Below are 17284 nucleotides of genomic sequence, written 5' to 3' on the forward strand. Positions count from 1 at the left end.
CGAACTAGCTTCCTTCCTAACCTAAAAATTCCAATTCATCATCTAGATAATCCACCACTGACGTTGGAAAATCATCATGCAGTGCCATGGCTTCTAATAACCGATTGCGATTAAAAACTCGCGTCCAAGCAGCTTCCGTCGCTGGTGCCGGTTGCATCACTAATTGTTGATGCCAACGTTTAAACGCCAACAACAAATAATCCGCATACAAGTCATCACGACTGGTAATGGCAGCTAAATAAGTCGCTAAGCGCTCTGGTTCGCCAAAAATCAATGGCGTCGATAAGCGCTGATACCGTTCAATCAAGACGGCCAGCATCATCAACTTATCCGCCCGCGCCAACTTCTGTTCATCGCCTAATTCATCTAATAAGTTACCAATATGGGTATAAGCATGCGCCCAACCCGATTGGCCGATAAAGCCCCGCGTATCACGTTCTAAAACCATGTAAACGATAAATTGTTGAACTAACTGTTCTAACCGTGCGGCCGTCATAAATGATAGCCCGGCGTGGTCCGCATAGACTAAAATCGATAAAATTAAAATACTAAAGGACCGTTGATAAACGGCATCATTTTCAGTTTGATCAATGTGGGCAAATAACTGTTGATCTTGAATGACTAAGTCAAAGATAACGCCCAGTTGCGTCGCCGTTAATAATTGCTGTTGTAACGATTCATTTAATAAATAATAACACCCACGGTCACGAACTGCGGGATTCAATGAGCCTAAATGTTCAATTAATTGTTGGAGCTGTGCATCTGTAATTTCAGTTAACGTTCCGGCTTCTAAGCCATCGTGTAGTTGCTTAATTAATGTTAAGACTTCACCATCATCCGGTATCGTTACCGTAGTGGCTGGTTCGACTGGGACTTGATTGATTAAATAGCCCAGTCGTTGCGGCAATGATTGGTAGAGTTCGCCGGCACGCAAATGCTGTCGTAATTTCAAAACATCAGCTTTTAAAGTTGCTAATTTTTGTGTGTCCATAAATAACCTCGATTGCTTAGTTTAACCTTCATTTTAGCATGATTACCCCGCAAATCACATTAGTTACACGTTCTAACCAGCTTAAAAAAAGAGTTACTTTAGCCTCAAATGGCACTAAAATAACTCCACTTTCGTTCAAAATGACTATTGCGGTAAAACATCCACATTTGACTTGATGAACTTGGCTGAAGCGGTTAGAGCTGCTTGTTCATCCGCCGTTAAGTCCAAATGAATCAATGATTCCACACCATTTTTACCAATAACTGCCGGCATTCCCACATAAGTCCCAAATTCAGGATCAAATGCGGATACCGGACAAGCCAACTGCGCATCGGCACTGACGGCTTCTGCCAACCGTACGGCACAAGTCGCAATGGCGAAGTTGGTATAATGCTTGCCGTTCATCACAGCAAAAGCGCCTTGGCGTGCATCTTCTTCTAACTGGTCCAAATCCAACCCTTTGAAATTCTTAATTGGTTGACCATTAACACTGACTGTTGACCAAGCGACAAACTGAGAATTACCATGCTCGCCATAGACATAACCGGCGACATTCTTACCATTCGTACCAACTGCCTGGCCGACATATTTCTGCATCCGCGCCGTATCTAAGAACGTCCCCGTTCCAAAGACCCGGTTCCGATCAAAGCCGGTCATCCGTTGTAAATAATCAGTCATAACATCACAAGGATTCATAATATCAATGAGAATGCCCTTAAAACCAGAAGCCACAATTTTTGGTGCAATATCTCGGACAATGGCTTGATTAGAATCATATTCACCAAAGCGGCCCTTAGGACTGTTCATATCAATGGCTTTAATGTTCCCAGAGGCAACGATTAAAACTTCAGCATCAAGCAACGCCGCATAATCGTTCAAAATAATTTTCGTCGTTGAGGCTAACCGCGCTGAAGCATCATCTAAATCAAGTTTTTGGGCTTGCGCCAAAGCTTCATTATGATCAATTAAGACCAACTCATCGACAATCCCTTGTTGAACCAACGTATAAGCCACCGTTGCGCCCACTTGACCCAGACCAATCACACCGTATTTACGCATCTTGCTAACTCCATTCTGCAATTTATTTTCTTTAGTTTAGACTACCTTGCAGCCCCCGCAAAGTCAAGCTAGACAGCGTCTAATCCCTAGTTTGACGCATAAAAAAGCCGATCAATTTTTTAATTGACCGACTTTTGCCTGAACTAAGTTTTAGTTGGTTTTCGTCACTGGTAAGATGGCCCCTTTGTAATGGCTCTTAATCCAGCTTTGCGTACTCTTAGAACGTAACGCCTTCATCAATTTTTTGATAGCCGGCTTATTCTGATCACCCTTACGAACCGCCACAATATTAGCGTATGGTGAATCTGACTTTTCAAGGGCAATGGTATCCTTACGAGGATCAAGGCCTGCTTGAACCGCATAATTAGCATTAATAACGACGGCATCGCCTTCGTTATTCTTGTAAAATTGTGGCATGAGCTTGGCTTCATACGAATGCTTGAACTTCAAGTTCTTCTTATTCGTCTTAATGTCATCAAAGGTCGCTGACGTAATATCAGTCCCCTTCTTCAAAGTAATCAAACCAGCGTCTTTAAAGAGGGTTAAGACCCGGCCATAATCGGCCACGTTACTGCTGACTAAGACTGTCGCACCATTCTTTAAATCCTTTAGATTTTTGACTTTCTTCGAATAAACCCCGATTGGTTCCAAATGTACGGCCCCCGCTGAAACTAAGGTCCCATTGTTTTCTTTATTCCAATTATTTAAAAATGGCACGTGCTGGAAATAATTTGCATCTAATTCTTTAGCCGCCAATGCCTTATTTGGCAAGACATAATCTTGGAAGACTTTGATTTTTAAGTTGATGCCTTCTTTTTTCAGTTGGGGCTGAATGTGCTTTAAAATCTGCGCATGTGGCACTGATGACGCCCCAACCGTAATCGTTGTCGTCCCCGTTGAAGATGACGTCTTCCCACAACCGACCAACAAGATAGCCGTCGCAGCAACTGCTAATAGCCCTAAAATTCCTTTTTTTCGCATACTAAGTTTCCTCCTAAATTTTAATTCGTGCGTTTATCAATCCGTTTAACCGCAAAATCCCCGATAAATTGGAAAATAAAGACAATCAATACAATGATGACCGTGGCAACTAATGTGATGGCATTGTTATTGGATTGGAAACCATCTTGATACGCCAGGTTACCTAAGCCCCCAGCCCCAATGGCCCCCGCCATCGCCGTATACCCAATCAATGAGATTGTGGTCACAGTAATTCCGGAAACCAAAGCCGGCATACTTTCTGGCAGTAACACTTTACGAATAATCTGCCACCGCGTCGCCCCCATGGATTCAGCCGCTTCAATCACCCCGTGGTCCAATTCATGAAACGCTAACTCAACCATCCGGGCGTAAAACGGCGCGGCGGAAATAATCAATGAAGGTAGCGCTGCCCGTGGGCCAATGATGGTCCCTACTAACTTTTGGGTGATCGGTAACAGCAACACGATTAAGATGATAAATGGAATCGACCGGAAAACGTTCACAAACAAGGCAACGATGCCATTTAATAGCTTAACCAACGGGTTATGACTGTTCGTTGTTTCGAATAATAGCAACCCTAACGCAATGCCTAAAATAGCCACCACAATCATGGAACCAATGGTTAGCCACAAGGTTTCCCAAGTGGACGTCAACATGTTCCCCCAATCCACATTTGAAAATTTAAAATACGACGCTAATCCTTGACTATTCACGATTTAAGACCTCCGTTTCAACGCGCATTTTTTGTAGGTAGCCGAGGGCCCCGTCGATTTGGTCTGGCTCACCGGTAATCTGAATATACAGCGACCCAATGGCTCCCTCTTGAGTTTGATGAATGGCACCTTCAATAATATTTAAATCTAATGGGTATTGTTTCAACATTTCAGAAACAATCGGTAATTTTGCTTGGTCCCCATGAAAGGTCAATTGAACAATTGTTCCTTTAGGATACTTGGTCAGTAATTGATCCACGACGGCGGTGGTATCCGTCAATGACGGTGTCACTTCTTCGTTAACAAACCGCTTGGTAACCGCCTGTTGTGGCCGTTTAAAGACCTCTAAGACGGGGCCATGTTCGACAATCTTCCCGTTTTCCATCACGGCAACGTGGTCCGCAATCTTACGAATAACGTGCATTTCATGCGTAATCAGTACCACGGTGAGATTCAGCTTTTTATTAATATCCAATAACAAATCCAACACTTCATCCGTCGTCTGCGGATCTAACGCACTGGTCGCTTCATCTGACAATAAAATCTGAGGATCATTCGCTAAAGCGCGGGCAATCCCAACCCGTTGCTTTTGACCACCGGAAAGTTCTGATGGATAAGCTTGTTCCCGACCAGCTAAGCCAACTAAGTCTGCCAAGTGTGCCGCCTTTTGCTTAGCTTCAGCCTTGCTTAACCCAGTTAGTTCTAACGGAAACATGATGTTTTGCAACACGGTCCGGGACCACAATAAGTTAAAGTGTTGGAAAATCATCCCAATTTGATGCCGTTGCTGCCGTAATTTTGCCCCACTCAGAGCAGAAATTTCAACATCATCAATCGTGACATGGCCACTGGTTGGGGTTTCAAGACCGTTTAACATGCGTACCAAAGTACTCTTACCGGCACCGGAATAGCCCACAATCCCATAAATATGCCCATCTTCAATTTTTAGATTGACGTCTTGCACCGCGTGAACAGCGCCTTGTTTACTGGCAAACGTTTTGGTCACGTCTTTAAATTCAATCAATTTATTTCCTCCTTATGCACAAAAAAAGCTTCTCATCCCACTGGTAAAAATGATCTCAAATCATCATCACCAATAGGACGAGAAGCATAGTCTCGCGGTACCACCCATCTTTGTCACTTGCTCACGCAAGTCACCTCAAGAGTTAGTTCTAACTCAGCACAATAATGGGTGCTACCCAAGTCTGGTTAACCGAAGCTCACCAAACTACATTAATTCAAGACCATCTTCCATTTCACGATTAATCTCTTTTACACCGACCAGAGACTCTCTTGGTAATCGTAGCCATGTACTCATCTTTTCAAAATGACATTTTTTTAATGATTTATTAATGTATCGAGTATACCGAGGGCTTATAAAATTGTCAAGCCCATGGAATTAGTCCACGTCGATTAACCAAGCTTCGCCATCGACTGAACTATTCAAGACCGTGAAATCAGTCTTTAGCGCTGGATTAACGGCAATTACGGTACCGCTAATTGGGCAGTTGAACTCCGAAACTGCTTTGGTCGCTTCAATGCTTAAAAAGGCCATTTTTTGACTAACTTTGTCGCCGATTGCCGGTAATTCAGCGTATTTCACTTCACCCAAGGCTTCGTGGGCCGCTTTAGTTAACCCAATACGGGTATGACCATCAGTATCTTTTGTCCAAAAATAGGCTGCATCTTCACTCATTTAAACCACCATGCTTTCCTTGACTACGTTACTCAAACCGATTGTTACGACTAAACATATAAGACTTGAAATGGAACCGCATGGACATCATTAGCCCAATACCGGCCATATTGGCAATCAATGCCGAGCCCCCTTGACTAATAAATGGCAAGGGAATCCCCGTCATTGGTAATAGACCAATACTCATCCCAATGTTTTCAAAGACATGGAACAAAATCATCATAATAACCCCGGTCGAAATGTACGCATAAAATTCATTTTTCGTATCAAAAGTGACCCGAATCATTTGATAAATTAATAAAAAGTATAATAACACCACAACCGTACAACCAATGAAGCCAAAGTTTTCACCGATGACGGAAAAAATCATATCAGATTCACGAACAGGCACGGTGACGTGCGACACATTGAATCCGCGCCCGGTAATTTGCCCAGACCCAATCGCCTTCATACTTTGCCAAACTTGATAAGCATTATTCGATGTATCTGTAGCGGGATTTAACCACGTATCAATCCGTGCGAACTGATACGCCTTAAAGCCAACTGCTTCTAGCACTTGCCGACCACTGGTAGAAATCACCAGATATAAGACCGTGCCAGCAAACGCTGCAACTAGCGTGAAAGCCGGTGCTAATAACCGCCAAGAAATTCCCGAAACAATAATCACACCACCTAAAATGGCAAAGAACACTAACAACGTCCCAAAGTCATTTTGTAGCTTCAATAATACGGCAACGGGGACCGTGTACGCAATCAACTTACCAATTAACTGCCAATCCCCAGCCATGCTATGCACAGGATGTTCGGTGTTGTGCATCGTAACGACCCGACCTAACATTAAGATAAAGGCCGGCTTCATTACTTCCGATGGCTGGAACGTCAAGCTCCCAACGGCAAACCAACTTTTGGCACCGGTACTATTAAACATTGCTTTACTATAAAGAACTAACACAGCAACTAGTAGAAAGATGCCAAACCAATACGCAATTGGTGCCACCCGCCATAATTGTTCCGAATCAAATTGCATGATAATAACCGCTAAGGCCGTCCCAATGACAAACCACATAATCTGACTAACGACTTGTTTAGTTACACTAACGACACTTGAATCATGGGTAGCTGCGACATAAATCGACGCCAACCCAATCAAGCCCAACATCATTACTGAAAATATGATACCGTAATCAACACGTGAATCATCCGCTTGACCACGAAGTCTAGATTCTTCTGCCACAATAATGCTCCTTAATTTTCTAAGATAACCTTAATTATACAACAACCTGGCCTCAAAGGAACGAGACCAGGCTGAAGGTTAATTAAAAATTAGCCTTTATGCAAATGGTAAGCCGAGAGAATCTCTTGTAGACTCTCGTCAAACGATTTGTTATGGGCAAATGGTTTACTATCACTAGTTAGTTCAGCGTCAAAGCGATCGCCATTTTGTGTCACTTGACCAATCACTTGCTTGCCAATCAGGACTTCCGTAATGACTTGATCATTGACTTTCATCTCGTTTAACGTTACTGAAATTGCTTTATCTTTTTTTGACACTCATTTTCCCTCCTTTGCAATCGAGTTACGTCGCAATGAAAACGTCGCTGGTACCGGATCAAACCCGCCTTTAGCCAATGGATGACACCGTAAAATCCGGGCCCCACCCATCATGCTCCCTCGCCAAGCACCGAACTGTTCGATGGCTTCAATCGTATAAGCCGAACAGGTCGGGACATAGCGGCAATGGGCTGGGGTAAATGTCGAAAATGACCGTTGATACCAATGAATACTACTAATTAAAAACCGTTTCATTAGCGCTTATTTTTTCCCACTTTTTTGCATGTGCTCGAGTAAGACCCCAGCACCTTGGGCCACATTATTTAGTGGATTTTCAGCTACTGTAACTGGCACTTTCAAGTTCTCACTAATTAATTGATCTAGGCCGCTCAACAAAGCGCCCCCACCCGTCAACATAATGCCACGGTCAATAATATCGGCCGCAATCTCAGGTGGCAACGTCTCCATCACGTGATGGGCCGTCGTCACAATTTGCATTAACGTCTCATGGATGGCAACTTCAACTTCGTTCGAATCAATTTCAATTGAACGTGGCATCCCAGAAACGGTATCCCGACCACGAACTTGCATATGTTGATCGTCGTCGCCGTCTTGCTTGAAGACTTGGGCAATCTGCATCTTCACTTTTTCGGCACTGCGTTCACCAATCAACAAGTGATGTTGATCCTTCACGTAGTTCACGATATCTTGATTCATCCGATCGCCAGCCATCCGTAACGAACTGCTAGCCACAATATCACCTAATGACAAGACCGCAATATCACTCGTCCCACCACCAATATCAATCACCATATTGCCACGTGGCTGGAAAATGTCCAACCCAGCGCCAATTGCGGCAACTTTTGGTTCAACTTCTAGATAGACTTTATTACCGCCAGACTTCTCCGCAGCTTGTAAAATCGCCTTGCGTTCGATTTCGGTCGTGTTAGTCGGCGTACAAATCATAATACTTGGTCGTGACATAATGCCACGCACATTTAATTTTTTAATGAAATAAGACAACATCTCTTCGGTAACATCAAAGTCTGAAATTACCCCGTCCTTCAATGGTCGAATTGCCCGAATATTACTAGGGGTCTTACCAACCATTTGATAGGCTTCGGACCCGACTGCTAAAACTTGATTCGTATTAGTATCAATCGCCACTACGGAAGGTTCATTGAGCACGATTCCTTTACCAGAGACATAAATCAAAACATTGGCAGTCCCTAAGTCAATCCCAATATCTAAAGCCATTTTTTTGCTCCTCTCAAACATCCAGTTATACAACTTATCATTATAGCATACTCAATTATGCTTGTACGGCCTAGCTATCGCGCCGTTTGGACCATTGGTCGACCGTTAAAGAATAGAACACTTCATCTTCGAATTTACCGTTAATATAAATATTTTCAGGTAAAGTTGCGTCTAAGTGATAGTGCCGCCGTTCAGCCACCTGCCGACTGGCTTGGTTAGCCACCATTGCGCCTAACGATAATTTGTGTAAGTCAAGTTCTGTAAAGGCCAACTCTTCTAATCGTTCAACCGACTTTGTCATGACCCCTTTGCCAACAAAAGCTTGGCCTAACCAATAACCAATTTCACCATTTTTATTCACACTACTAATATTATGAATATCGAGCATACCAGCAACTTCACCATCAACCACAATGGTGGTGATGAAGACCGTTCCGTGGGCTTGCTTCGTCAACATTGCTTCAATAAATTGACGTTCATCAGCAACCGTCTTTGTTTGGTCCACCCAAGGTAACCAAGGCTTTAAATGGGTGCGATTAGCCGCGACTAAGTCAAAAAGTGGTTCCGCGTCAGCTAACTCAGTGGGTTTTAAAGAGATGTGTTTATCGATAATATTAATGAACATGTGGGTCCTCCTGAATAATTAACTTGATATTTTCGCAAAAAAACCTTCAAATACGAGTTTATCGCATTTTGAAGGTTTTGTAAGCCATTTTTTGATTACAATTCAACGAAGCTTAGTGAATTAACCCCTAAGCCCGTTCGGCCGTTTCACTCGCAAAATCTGGATTTAAAGCATAAACCGCTTCATCAGGCACGTTAATCCGTTCAATCTCAGCACCTAACTTGGCTAATTTACCGTGGAAATTAAAATAACCCCGATCAAGATACTTCAAGTTCGTGACCTCAGTATACCCACGGCTAACCAAGCCCGCAATCACTAACGCCGCAGCGGCGCGTAAATCGGTTGCCGTCACTTGCGCCCCATTAAAATTAGTTGGACCATACATGATGACCGAACGTCCTTCAATTTTAAAATCTGCGTTCATCCGCCGGAGCTCTTCCAAATGCATGAAACGATTTTCAAAAACAGTTTCTGTTAGCAAGCTGGTGCCTTGGGCACAGAGCTGTAAAATCGTCATTTGCGGTTGCATATCCGTTGGAAAACCAGGATGTGGCATCGTCTTAACCGAAGTTGGCTTTAACTTCAATGGTCCGATAACCCGAATACCACCAGCTTCTTCAGTAACCGTTACACCCATTTCGCGCATTTTAGAAATCAAGGGCTTGTTATGTTCCGCAATTGCATCTTCAATTAACACGTCACCTTGCGTCACCGCTGCTGCAACCATGAAAGTCCCAGCTTCGATTCGATCTTGCACAATGCTGTGTTCACACCCATGCATTGCAGGTACGCCTTCAATGCGAATGGTTTCGGTCCCGGCGCCAATAACCTTCGCCCCCATCTGGTTTAAGATGTTGGCTAAGTCAACAATTTCAGGTTCGCGCGCGACGTTTTCCATCACGGTTGTCCCTTCAGCTAAGGTCGCAGCCATCATGATATTCTGCGTTGCACCGACACTTGGAAAGTCCAAGTAAATCGTCGCCCCCCGTAATTTATCAGCGGTTGCTTCAACATAGCCGTCATGCCGCTCGATTTCAGCTCCCAAGGCACTTAAGCCTTTCAGATGTAAGTCGATTGGACGTGAACCGATGGCACAGCCACCAGGCATCGCAACTTTAGCATGCCCTAACCGCGCCAATAATGGTCCCATGACAACGATTGAAGCTCGCATTTTTGATACATATTGGAAAGGTGCTTCTGCTGACAATGGTTGACTCGCATCGATATCAACCGTTTTATTAATTTCATCAAATTCAACTTTAGTATTTAAAAAGCGTAAGACATTGTTCATCGTGAACACGTCGGATAACACCGGTACATTGGTTAAATGTGTGACACCTGAACTAGCCAATAAGCCGGCTGCCAAAATTGGCAAAACGGCATTCTTGGCGCCTTCGATATGGACATTACCCGCCAACCGTTGACCGCCATGAACTACAATTTCTTCCATGGATAACCCTCCATCACAAAACGATATTAGTAAACTAGCGACACAAACTGATGGGATGGCACCAACCCATAACTGTTACGTGACTGTTATGAATCGGTCATTCCAGTTGAGCGCCCAGTTTGCAATCGCAAAACTAATCACGCTCGGATACCATCCGAATGACTAAATAACTTAACAATTGACCTAATCATTGGTCGCACTTTAATTAACGCCTAACGGTTAAGTCCTAATTTCTTTCCTAATCATCATACCATAATTAGCTTTCTAACAAGCAGTATATTTTACAATAATATTACATTTTTAACAGCTTTGTCATTTAATTATGATTGGTTAATTAATTAGCTATTGTTCACTTAGTTTAACGGTTAACCAAAAGATTTGGCAAGGTAAACGCTTGCTAAATCCAATTAGCCACATTTTTACCACAACAAAAAAGGATCTGGGCTAAAAACCCAAATCCTTGATAAATTCAAAACTAATTAACGATGGGCAACATGTAGTCGGTTAACCGCCCGTCGCAAAGCGACTTGGGCCCGCGCCAACTCAGCATCATCATGCTTTTGTTGGGCATCTTGAATCCGACTTTCTGCTCGTTTCCGAGCATTTTCAGCTCGCGCAACGTCGATATCATTTTGACGTTCAGCACTGTCTGCCACAATTGTGGCCACATTATCACTGAATTCTACGAAACCACCATTAACAGCAATTTCGTCGTCATCCTGATCTGTTTCGAGTTGTTTAATACGCACTTCATCAATTGCTAACGAGGCCACCATTGGGATGTGATTAGGCAAAATACCTAACTCCCCATCAATGGTCCGCACAATCAACATCGGTGTTTTACTTTCATAGACCTGACCGTCTGGAGTTACGATGCTAACGGTTAATGAGTTTGCATTGTCAGCCATGATAACCCCTCCTAATCAGTTGCCATTGTTTTCGCTTTTTCCACGGCATCTTCAATCTTACCAACTTGACGGAAAGCATCTTCTGGTAGGTCATCATATTTACCGGCAAGGATTTCTTTGAAGCCCTTAACAGTATCTTTGATTGGCACGTATGAACCAGGTTGCCCTGTAAAGTTTTCAGCCACGAAGAAGTTTTGTGACAAGAAGAATTGAATCCGACGAGCCCGTGAGACCGTCGTTTTTTCTTCATCAGATAATTCATCCATCCCTAAGATTGAGATGATATCTTGTAATTCACGATAACGTTGTAAGACCCGTTGAACTTCCGTTGCAACTTCATAATGTTCTTGGCCCACAATTGAAGGGTCCAAGGCGATTGACGAAGAAGCCAACGGATCAACAGCGGGATAAATCCCCTGTTCAGTCAAAGAACGTTCCAAGTTAGTCGTTGCGTCCAAATGGGCGAAAGTCGTAGCGGGCGCTGGGTCGGTGTAATCATCGGCTGGCACGTAAACCGCTTGAATTGACGTAACGGAACCTTTTTTGGTTGAGGTGATTCGTTCTTGCAATTGACCCATTTCAGTTGCCAAGGTTGGTTGGTAACCAACGGCTGAAGGAATCCGACCAAGTAAGGCCGAAACTTCAGAACCAGCTTGGGTAAACCGGAAAATGTTATCAATGAATAACAAGACGTCTTGACCAGCCACGTCACGGAAATATTCCGCAATCGTTAACCCGGTCAAGGCAACCCGCATCCGGGCACCAGGTGGTTCATTCATCTGACCATACACCATGGCTGTATTCTTCAATACGCCAGAAGCCTTCATTTCGAAGTAAAGGTCATTCCCTTCACGAGTCCGTTCACCGACACCGGTAAAGACGGAAATCCCGTTATGTTCTTGGGCAATATTATGAATTAATTCCTGAATTAAAACGGTTTTACCAACTCCGGCACCACCGAACAACCCAATTTTACCACCACGAACATATGGGGCTAATAGGTCAATAACTTTAATTCCAGTTTCCAATACTTCTGTACTGGTTGTTAATTCATCGTATGCAGGCGCATCCCGGTGAATCGGGTCACGTTCTGCGTCTGAAGCGAATTCTGGACCACCATCAATGGTCTCTCCTAAAACGTTAAACACCCGACCTAACGTCTCTTTACCAACGGGAACGGTAATTGAAGACCCAGTGTCTTCAACAACCATCCCACGGCGCAAACCATCCGTCCCGTCCATTGCGACAGTACGAACGACCCCATCACCCAATTCTAGCGAAACTTCAACCGTTAAGGTATCGTCGCCATCTTTATGGATAATTAAGGCGTTATTAATATCAGGTAACTTGTCGTTTAGAGAGAATTCAACGTCGACAACGGGTCCAATAACTTGTACAACTTTACCTGTACTCATTAGTCGTTAATTCCTCCCAATTCGTTATTCTTGCGCAACCAAGCCACCAGTGATTTCAGTGATTTCAGTGGTAATAGCAGCTTGACGAGCGCGATTATATTTTAGATTTAGCTTATCGATTAAATCGCCAGCATTATCTGATGCAGCCTTCATCGCCGTTGACGATGAAGCATGTTCCGCAGTCTTAGCATCCAAGATTGCACCATAAACCAAGCTTTCAGCATATTGTGGCAAAACTGCCGACAAAATTGCTTCTTCTGACGGTTCCATTTCGTACTCAGGACCGACATCAACCCGGCTGTCTTTGGCTTTACGATTATCTTGTTCACTTTGAGCAAAGGTTTCTTCAGAAATCGGCAGCATTTTAACTGACCGGAATCCGGATGATAACCGGTTGATAAAGTGATTGTAGAAGACGTAAAGTTCATCAAAGACTTCATTATGGTACATCGAAGTGACTGTTTTAACGATTTCACGGACTTCTTTAAAAGTTGGAACGTCAGAAACACCGCGATATTCATATGCGACGTTCAAGCCGTTCTTCTTGTAAAAGTCCGCACCAGTGCCACCAACCGCTAATACAACGGCATTATCAGCATCTAAATCATGAGTTCGCATAAAGTCGTTTGTCTGTTTCAAGACATTACTATTATAACTCCCCACAAGCCCTCGATCGGAGGTGATGATTAATAAGCCAGTGCGTTTAACGGGGCGTTGGGCCAATAATTCACTCACCGAAATGGTATTAGAATTACTGTTTGGCACACCAGCGCTCGCTGACATCAGATGAGCTTTGGCAAGATGTGAAACGATGCTTTCAACCTTGGAGGCATACACTTGATACGTACTCGTATGCTTTTGAATCTGGTTCAACTTAGAGGTTGAAACCATTTGCATTGCGGACGTAATCTGATGGGTCTTCTTGGTTGAGTCAATCCGGCGCTTGACATCCATTAATGATTCTGCCATGCACTACTCACCATCCTTTTCAGCCATTAACTACTTAGCAGCGGCAGCGGTTGGCTGGAACTGCTGTGCAAATTCATCCAATGCGCCATTGATTTGGTCAGCATCTGGTAATTTTTTCGTTGAAACAATCGTATCAAATAAGTCTTGATGACTCGTCCGTACAAAGTCGAATAATTCACTTTGGTAACGGGCAATATCTTCAATTGCGACTTTATCCAAATAACCATTGGCTAAGGCGTACAAAATCATAACCTGTTCTTCAACCTTTAATGGTGAATGAACGGGTTGCTTTAAGACTTCGACGATCCGTTGCCCACGATTTAACTTCGCTTGCGTTGCCGCATCCAAGTCAGAACCGAATTGTGAGAATGATTCCAATTCACGGAAAGAAGCCAAATCCAAACGTAATGTCCCAGCAACAGACTTCATCGCTTTGATTTGAGCATCCCCACCAACCCGAGAAACAGAAGCCCCGGCATCAATGGCTGGCCGAACCCCAGAATAGAATGAATCGCTATCCAAGAAAATCTGACCATCGGTAATTGAAATAACGTTCGTTGGAATATAAGCTGAGATATCCCCAGCTTGGGTTTCAATGATTGGTAAGGCCGTCATCGACCCGCCACCTAACTCATCATTCAACTTAGCTGCTCGTTCGAGTAACCGTGAATGCAAGTAGAAAACGTCACCAGGATAAGCTTCACGACCTGGAGGACGACGAAGAATCAATGAAAGTTCACGATAAGCGGTGGCTTGCTTTGATAAATCATCATAGATAATCAAAACATGCTTGCCATTAAACATGAACTCTTCACCCATTGCAGCACCCGCATATGGTGCCAAGTAAAGTAATGGTGCTGGTTCCGCAGGACCGGCAGTAACGACAATGGTGTAATCCATAGCGCCATACTTCTTAAGGGTTTCAACTTGGGCCCGCACAGTTGAGTCTTTTTGACCAATTGCAACGTAGACACAAATCATGTCTTGGTCTTTTTGGTTCAAAATTGCATCAATTGCAACGGATGTTTTCCCAGTCTTACGGTCACCGATAATCAATTCACGTTGACCACGACCAATTGGTACTAAGGCATCAATGGCCTTAATCCCAGTTTGGAGGGGTTCATTAACTGATTGCCGTTGCATAATCCCAGGTGCTTTATGTTCAATTGGCCGCGTATTCGTGGTCTTGATTTCGCCTAAACCATCGATTGGTTGACCTAAAGGATTAACAACCCGGCCAATCATGGCGTCCCCAACTGGAACTTCCATGATGCGACCGGTCCGTTTAACAGTATCGCCTTCACGAATACCATCAAAGTCCCCTAAAATAACGATACCAACATCGTTACTTTCAAGGTTTTGTACCATACCATAAACCCCGTTATTGAATTCGAGTAATTCACCTTGTAAGGCGTTATCGAGTCCATGTGCCCGGGCGATCCCATCACCAACATAGGTGACAGTACCAGTTTCAGCAACTGAGAGCTCAGTTTGATAACTTTCTAATTGTTGTTTGATTAGAGCACTGATTTCTTCAGATTTAATGCTCATAAAAGTTTCACCTCTTCGTAAAAGACTTTCTAATTGTTGATGAGTGCGCGTCGTAAGTTGGTTAACTGTAACGCGACGCTGCCATCAAACGTTTGATTGTTCGACTTGACGATTACGCCACCAATAATGGCGGGGTCGACTTTTTGTGACAAGGTCACTTTTTCGGCACCCACCCGTTTGGAAAACGCTGTTGCAATGGCGTCTGCTTGCTCATCTGACAACTTGACCGCCGACGTTACTTCGGCATGCACGATCTTATGACTTTCATCATAACGTTGTTCAAACGCGTCGATAATGGCTACCAAGTTCGCCATGCGGCCGTAATCATACAACATTTGAATAAAGTTTTTAATGTATTCTGAAGCCTGGTCAGTCAAAGTTGACAACGTTGTCTGTTTTTGATCAACCGAAAGCAATGATCCTGTTAGGACCTCTGCCAATTGCGGATTGTCATTAAAGACTTGCCGTAATTGTTTTAATTCAGCCAGGAATGCTTCGGTCTGATCTTTTTCAACTGCAAGCTCAAAGAGTGCCTTTGAGTATCGGTTTGCAATTGTAAGATTATCAAGACTCATGCTTTCCCAACCCTTCAATATACGAATTAATTAATGCCTGTTGGCCTTTAGGGTCTAATTGCTTCTTAATAATTTTCGAAGCAATTTGAACAGAAATGTCAGCCACGTCAGTTTGGACGTTCTTTAAGGCATCTTGACGCTCCTGTTCAATATCTTTGCGCGCATTTTGCTTATACTGCGTCGCTTCGTTTTGAGCATCAGTAACGATTGAAGCCCGTTGCTTTTCACCACTTTGCTTAGCATCTGCGACAATGTCGCTGGCCTCGCTCCGTGAATGTGATAAAGCTTCGCGCCGTTGATCAGCCAAATCAGTGGCAGTCTGCCGTGATTTTTGAGCTGCATCAATATCGTTAGCAATTTTGTCGGCTCGGTCAGCCATCATTTTCGTGATGGGATTCCAAGCAACTTTAGCAATAATTGCCATTAACACCAAAAAACTAATCGCAATAAACAACATGTCGCCTAGGTATAAACCGGATGCACCGATAATTAAATGCGAGAGCATCTAATGACACCTCCTTCTTTCATTTTTATAAAATGAACTCGTTTAACCAATGGCCTACTTGTTCATAACCATTAAGGCAACAACGAAGGAAATGATAGGCATCGCTTCAATTAAACCAACACCAATGAACATGTTAGTCCGTAATTGACCAGACAATTCTGGTTGACGGGCCATACCTTCAAGCATTTTAGAAATAACCAAACCGTTACCAATACCAGCACCAATCGCGGCACCAAACATAGCAATACCTGCTGCAAGAGCTCCCATAATCTGTGTATCCTCCTTAAATTTAAAAAGCTGAAAATTTCTATTCCTCAGGTGAAACCTGTTGAGAAATATAAACTGAAGTCAAGGTGACAAACACGAATGCTTGCACACTACCGATAAAGACTGAGAATCCTTGCCAAGCTAACTCAACGGGGAATGAATAAATGTAACTGAACCAGTTATTACTACTGGTTAACCCACTGATCAGGGTCAGTAACATTTCACCGGCGAAGATATTCCCGAACAACCGCAATCCCAACGTTAGGAAGTTTGTAAATTGCTCGAAAATGTTAAGCGGTAGGAATAAAGTGAATGGTGCTAAATAGCCCTTAAAATAAGTCTTGGCACCATTTTTCGCAATTCCGGCATAATGTGCTAAAGCAATCGTCATTAACGATAACGTTAACGTCACAATCGGATCAGCGGTTGGACTCTTAACGTACGTATACTGGCCAACTTGGACATGAATTAATAATCCAATTTGGTTAGCAACGAAAATGAAGAGGAATAACGTAAACGCATATAGACCAAACTTTGATGCGTCATTCCCCTTAATTGAACCTTTGACAATGCCATTCGTGAACTCGATGAGCCACTCCAGCACATTTTGTCCACCCTTGGGTTTTAACGCGATATGTCGCGATAATAAAAAGACAAACAGAAATACAATCACACAAGTGAGCAAAACTGAAATGTCATTCGCAATATTGAACGTTAGACCCAGGAATTTGACCGTAGGAACTGGATCACCCACTGAATATCACCTCTTTC

General features: G+C 43.4%; 20 protein-coding genes. All 20 read right to left on the reverse strand.

From position 1 onward, the window contains the following. Positions 1-16: 16 nt before the first annotated feature. Positions 17-991, reverse strand: a complete 975-nt coding sequence (locus C5Z25_RS03085; protein WP_105451282.1) for a DUF2785 domain-containing protein — start codon at positions 989-991, stop codon at positions 17-19. 144 nt (positions 992-1135) lie between these two features. Continuing rightward, complete coding sequence (locus C5Z25_RS03090; RefSeq protein ID WP_105451283.1) at positions 1136-2050, reverse strand: L-lactate dehydrogenase; 915 nt, start codon at positions 2048-2050, stop codon at positions 1136-1138. Positions 2051-2200: 150 nt separating this feature from the next. Beyond that, the gene (locus tag C5Z25_RS03095) at positions 2201-3031 is read right to left on the reverse strand and encodes a MetQ/NlpA family ABC transporter substrate-binding protein (RefSeq protein ID WP_105451284.1); all 831 of its coding nucleotides are present in this window, start codon (positions 3029-3031) and stop codon (positions 2201-2203) included. Between the two features lie 20 nt (positions 3032-3051). Further along, on the reverse strand, positions 3052-3744 hold the full coding sequence (locus tag C5Z25_RS03100) for a methionine ABC transporter permease (RefSeq protein ID WP_105451285.1): 693 nt from the start codon (positions 3742-3744) through the stop codon (positions 3052-3054). Beyond that, complete coding sequence (locus C5Z25_RS03105; protein WP_105451286.1) at positions 3737-4768, reverse strand: methionine ABC transporter ATP-binding protein; 1032 nt, start codon at positions 4766-4768, stop codon at positions 3737-3739. Before C5Z25_RS03105 ends, C5Z25_RS03100 begins: the two co-directional genes overlap by 8 nt. 375 nt (positions 4769-5143) lie before the next feature. After that, positions 5144-5440, reverse strand: coding sequence for a glycine cleavage system H family protein (locus C5Z25_RS03110; RefSeq protein WP_105451287.1), 297 nt, complete (start codon positions 5438-5440; stop codon positions 5144-5146). Between the two features lie 28 nt (positions 5441-5468). Further along, complete coding sequence (locus C5Z25_RS03115) at positions 5469-6674, reverse strand: FtsW/RodA/SpoVE family cell cycle protein (protein WP_105451288.1); 1206 nt, start codon at positions 6672-6674, stop codon at positions 5469-5471. A gap of 89 nt (positions 6675-6763) precedes the next feature. Then, entirely contained in the window at positions 6764-6991 is a 228-nt protein-coding gene (locus C5Z25_RS03120) for a DUF2969 domain-containing protein (RefSeq protein WP_105451289.1), read from the reverse strand. Beyond that, the gene (gene yidD, locus C5Z25_RS03125) at positions 6992-7246 is read right to left on the reverse strand and encodes a membrane protein insertion efficiency factor YidD (protein ID WP_105451290.1); all 255 of its coding nucleotides are present in this window, start codon (positions 7244-7246) and stop codon (positions 6992-6994) included. Between the two features lie 6 nt (positions 7247-7252). Beyond that, positions 7253-8248, reverse strand: a complete 996-nt coding sequence (locus tag C5Z25_RS03130; protein ID WP_105451291.1) for a rod shape-determining protein — start codon at positions 8246-8248, stop codon at positions 7253-7255. Between the two features lie 70 nt (positions 8249-8318). Beyond that, on the reverse strand, positions 8319-8873 hold the full coding sequence (locus C5Z25_RS03135) for a GNAT family N-acetyltransferase (protein WP_105451292.1): 555 nt from the start codon (positions 8871-8873) through the stop codon (positions 8319-8321). 127 nt (positions 8874-9000) lie between these two features. Next, positions 9001-10323, reverse strand: a complete 1323-nt coding sequence (gene murA / locus C5Z25_RS03140; RefSeq protein ID WP_105451293.1) for a UDP-N-acetylglucosamine 1-carboxyvinyltransferase — start codon at positions 10321-10323, stop codon at positions 9001-9003. Between the two features lie 479 nt (positions 10324-10802). Beyond that, a complete protein-coding gene (locus C5Z25_RS03145) occupies positions 10803-11231 on the reverse strand; it encodes a F0F1 ATP synthase subunit epsilon (RefSeq protein WP_105448800.1) in 429 nt (142 codons plus the stop codon). Positions 11232-11242: 11 nt separating this feature from the next. Further along, on the reverse strand, positions 11243-12646 hold the full coding sequence (atpD, locus tag C5Z25_RS03150) for a F0F1 ATP synthase subunit beta (protein ID WP_105451294.1): 1404 nt from the start codon (positions 12644-12646) through the stop codon (positions 11243-11245). A gap of 24 nt (positions 12647-12670) precedes the next feature. Then, positions 12671-13615: a F0F1 ATP synthase subunit gamma gene (locus C5Z25_RS03155; RefSeq protein ID WP_105451295.1), complete on the reverse strand. Its 945-nt coding sequence runs from the start codon at positions 13613-13615 to the stop codon at positions 12671-12673. A 30-nt stretch (positions 13616-13645) separates the two neighbouring features. Continuing rightward, on the reverse strand, positions 13646-15166 hold the full coding sequence (atpA, locus tag C5Z25_RS03160) for a F0F1 ATP synthase subunit alpha (protein WP_105448803.1): 1521 nt from the start codon (positions 15164-15166) through the stop codon (positions 13646-13648). Between the two features lie 29 nt (positions 15167-15195). Next, a complete protein-coding gene (gene atpH / locus C5Z25_RS03165; RefSeq protein ID WP_105451296.1) occupies positions 15196-15741 on the reverse strand; it encodes an ATP synthase F1 subunit delta in 546 nt (181 codons plus the stop codon). Beyond that, entirely contained in the window at positions 15731-16246 is a 516-nt protein-coding gene (gene atpF / locus C5Z25_RS03170; protein WP_105451297.1) for a F0F1 ATP synthase subunit B, read from the reverse strand. Before atpF ends, atpH begins: the two co-directional genes overlap by 11 nt. Positions 16247-16300: 54 nt before the next feature. Further along, positions 16301-16513 (reverse strand): F0F1 ATP synthase subunit C, encoded by a 213-nt coding sequence (gene atpE / locus C5Z25_RS03175; RefSeq protein WP_105448806.1) that lies wholly within the window; start codon positions 16511-16513, stop codon positions 16301-16303. Between the two features lie 40 nt (positions 16514-16553). Continuing rightward, positions 16554-17267, reverse strand: coding sequence for a F0F1 ATP synthase subunit A (gene atpB, locus C5Z25_RS03180; protein ID WP_105451298.1), 714 nt, complete (start codon positions 17265-17267; stop codon positions 16554-16556). Between the last annotated feature and the right edge of the window lie 17 nt (positions 17268-17284).

Origin of the sequence: Lactobacillus sp. CBA3605 (genome assembly GCF_002970915.1) — a bacterium.
GTDB lineage: Bacteria > Bacillota > Bacilli > Lactobacillales > Lactobacillaceae > Lactiplantibacillus.

Coding starts and splice junctions, on each gene's coding strand:
- murA (WP_105451293.1), bottom strand. CDS start 10,323: ATGGAAGAAATTGTAGTTCATGGCGGTCAACGGTTGGCGGGTAATGTC.
- C5Z25_RS03135 (WP_105451292.1), bottom strand. CDS start 8,873: ATGTTCATTAATATTATCGATAAACACATCTCTTTAAAACCCACTGAG.
- atpH (WP_105451296.1), bottom strand. CDS start 15,741: ATGAGTCTTGATAATCTTACAATTGCAAACCGATACTCAAAGGCACTC.
- C5Z25_RS03145 (WP_105448800.1), bottom strand. CDS start 11,231: ATGGCTGACAATGCAAACTCATTAACCGTTAGCATCGTAACTCCAGAC.
- C5Z25_RS03155 (WP_105451295.1), bottom strand. CDS start 13,615: ATGGCAGAATCATTAATGGATGTCAAGCGCCGGATTGACTCAACCAAG.
- yidD (WP_105451290.1), bottom strand. CDS start 7,246: ATGAAACGGTTTTTAATTAGTAGTATTCATTGGTATCAACGGTCATTT.
- C5Z25_RS03085 (WP_105451282.1), bottom strand. CDS start 991: ATGGACACACAAAAATTAGCAACTTTAAAAGCTGATGTTTTGAAATTA.
- C5Z25_RS03130 (WP_105451291.1), bottom strand. CDS start 8,248: ATGGCTTTAGATATTGGGATTGACTTAGGGACTGCCAATGTTTTGATT.
- C5Z25_RS03090 (WP_105451283.1), bottom strand. CDS start 2,050: ATGCGTAAATACGGTGTGATTGGTCTGGGTCAAGTGGGCGCAACGGTG.
- atpF (WP_105451297.1), bottom strand. CDS start 16,246: ATGCTCTCGCATTTAATTATCGGTGCATCCGGTTTATACCTAGGCGAC.
- C5Z25_RS03095 (WP_105451284.1), bottom strand. CDS start 3,031: ATGCGAAAAAAAGGAATTTTAGGGCTATTAGCAGTTGCTGCGACGGCT.
- atpD (WP_105451294.1), bottom strand. CDS start 12,646: ATGAGTACAGGTAAAGTTGTACAAGTTATTGGACCCGTTGTCGACGTT.
- C5Z25_RS03110 (WP_105451287.1), bottom strand. CDS start 5,440: ATGAGTGAAGATGCAGCCTATTTTTGGACAAAAGATACTGATGGTCAT.
- atpE (WP_105448806.1), bottom strand. CDS start 16,513: ATGGGAGCTCTTGCAGCAGGTATTGCTATGTTTGGTGCCGCGATTGGT.
- atpA (WP_105448803.1), bottom strand. CDS start 15,166: ATGAGCATTAAATCTGAAGAAATCAGTGCTCTAATCAAACAACAATTA.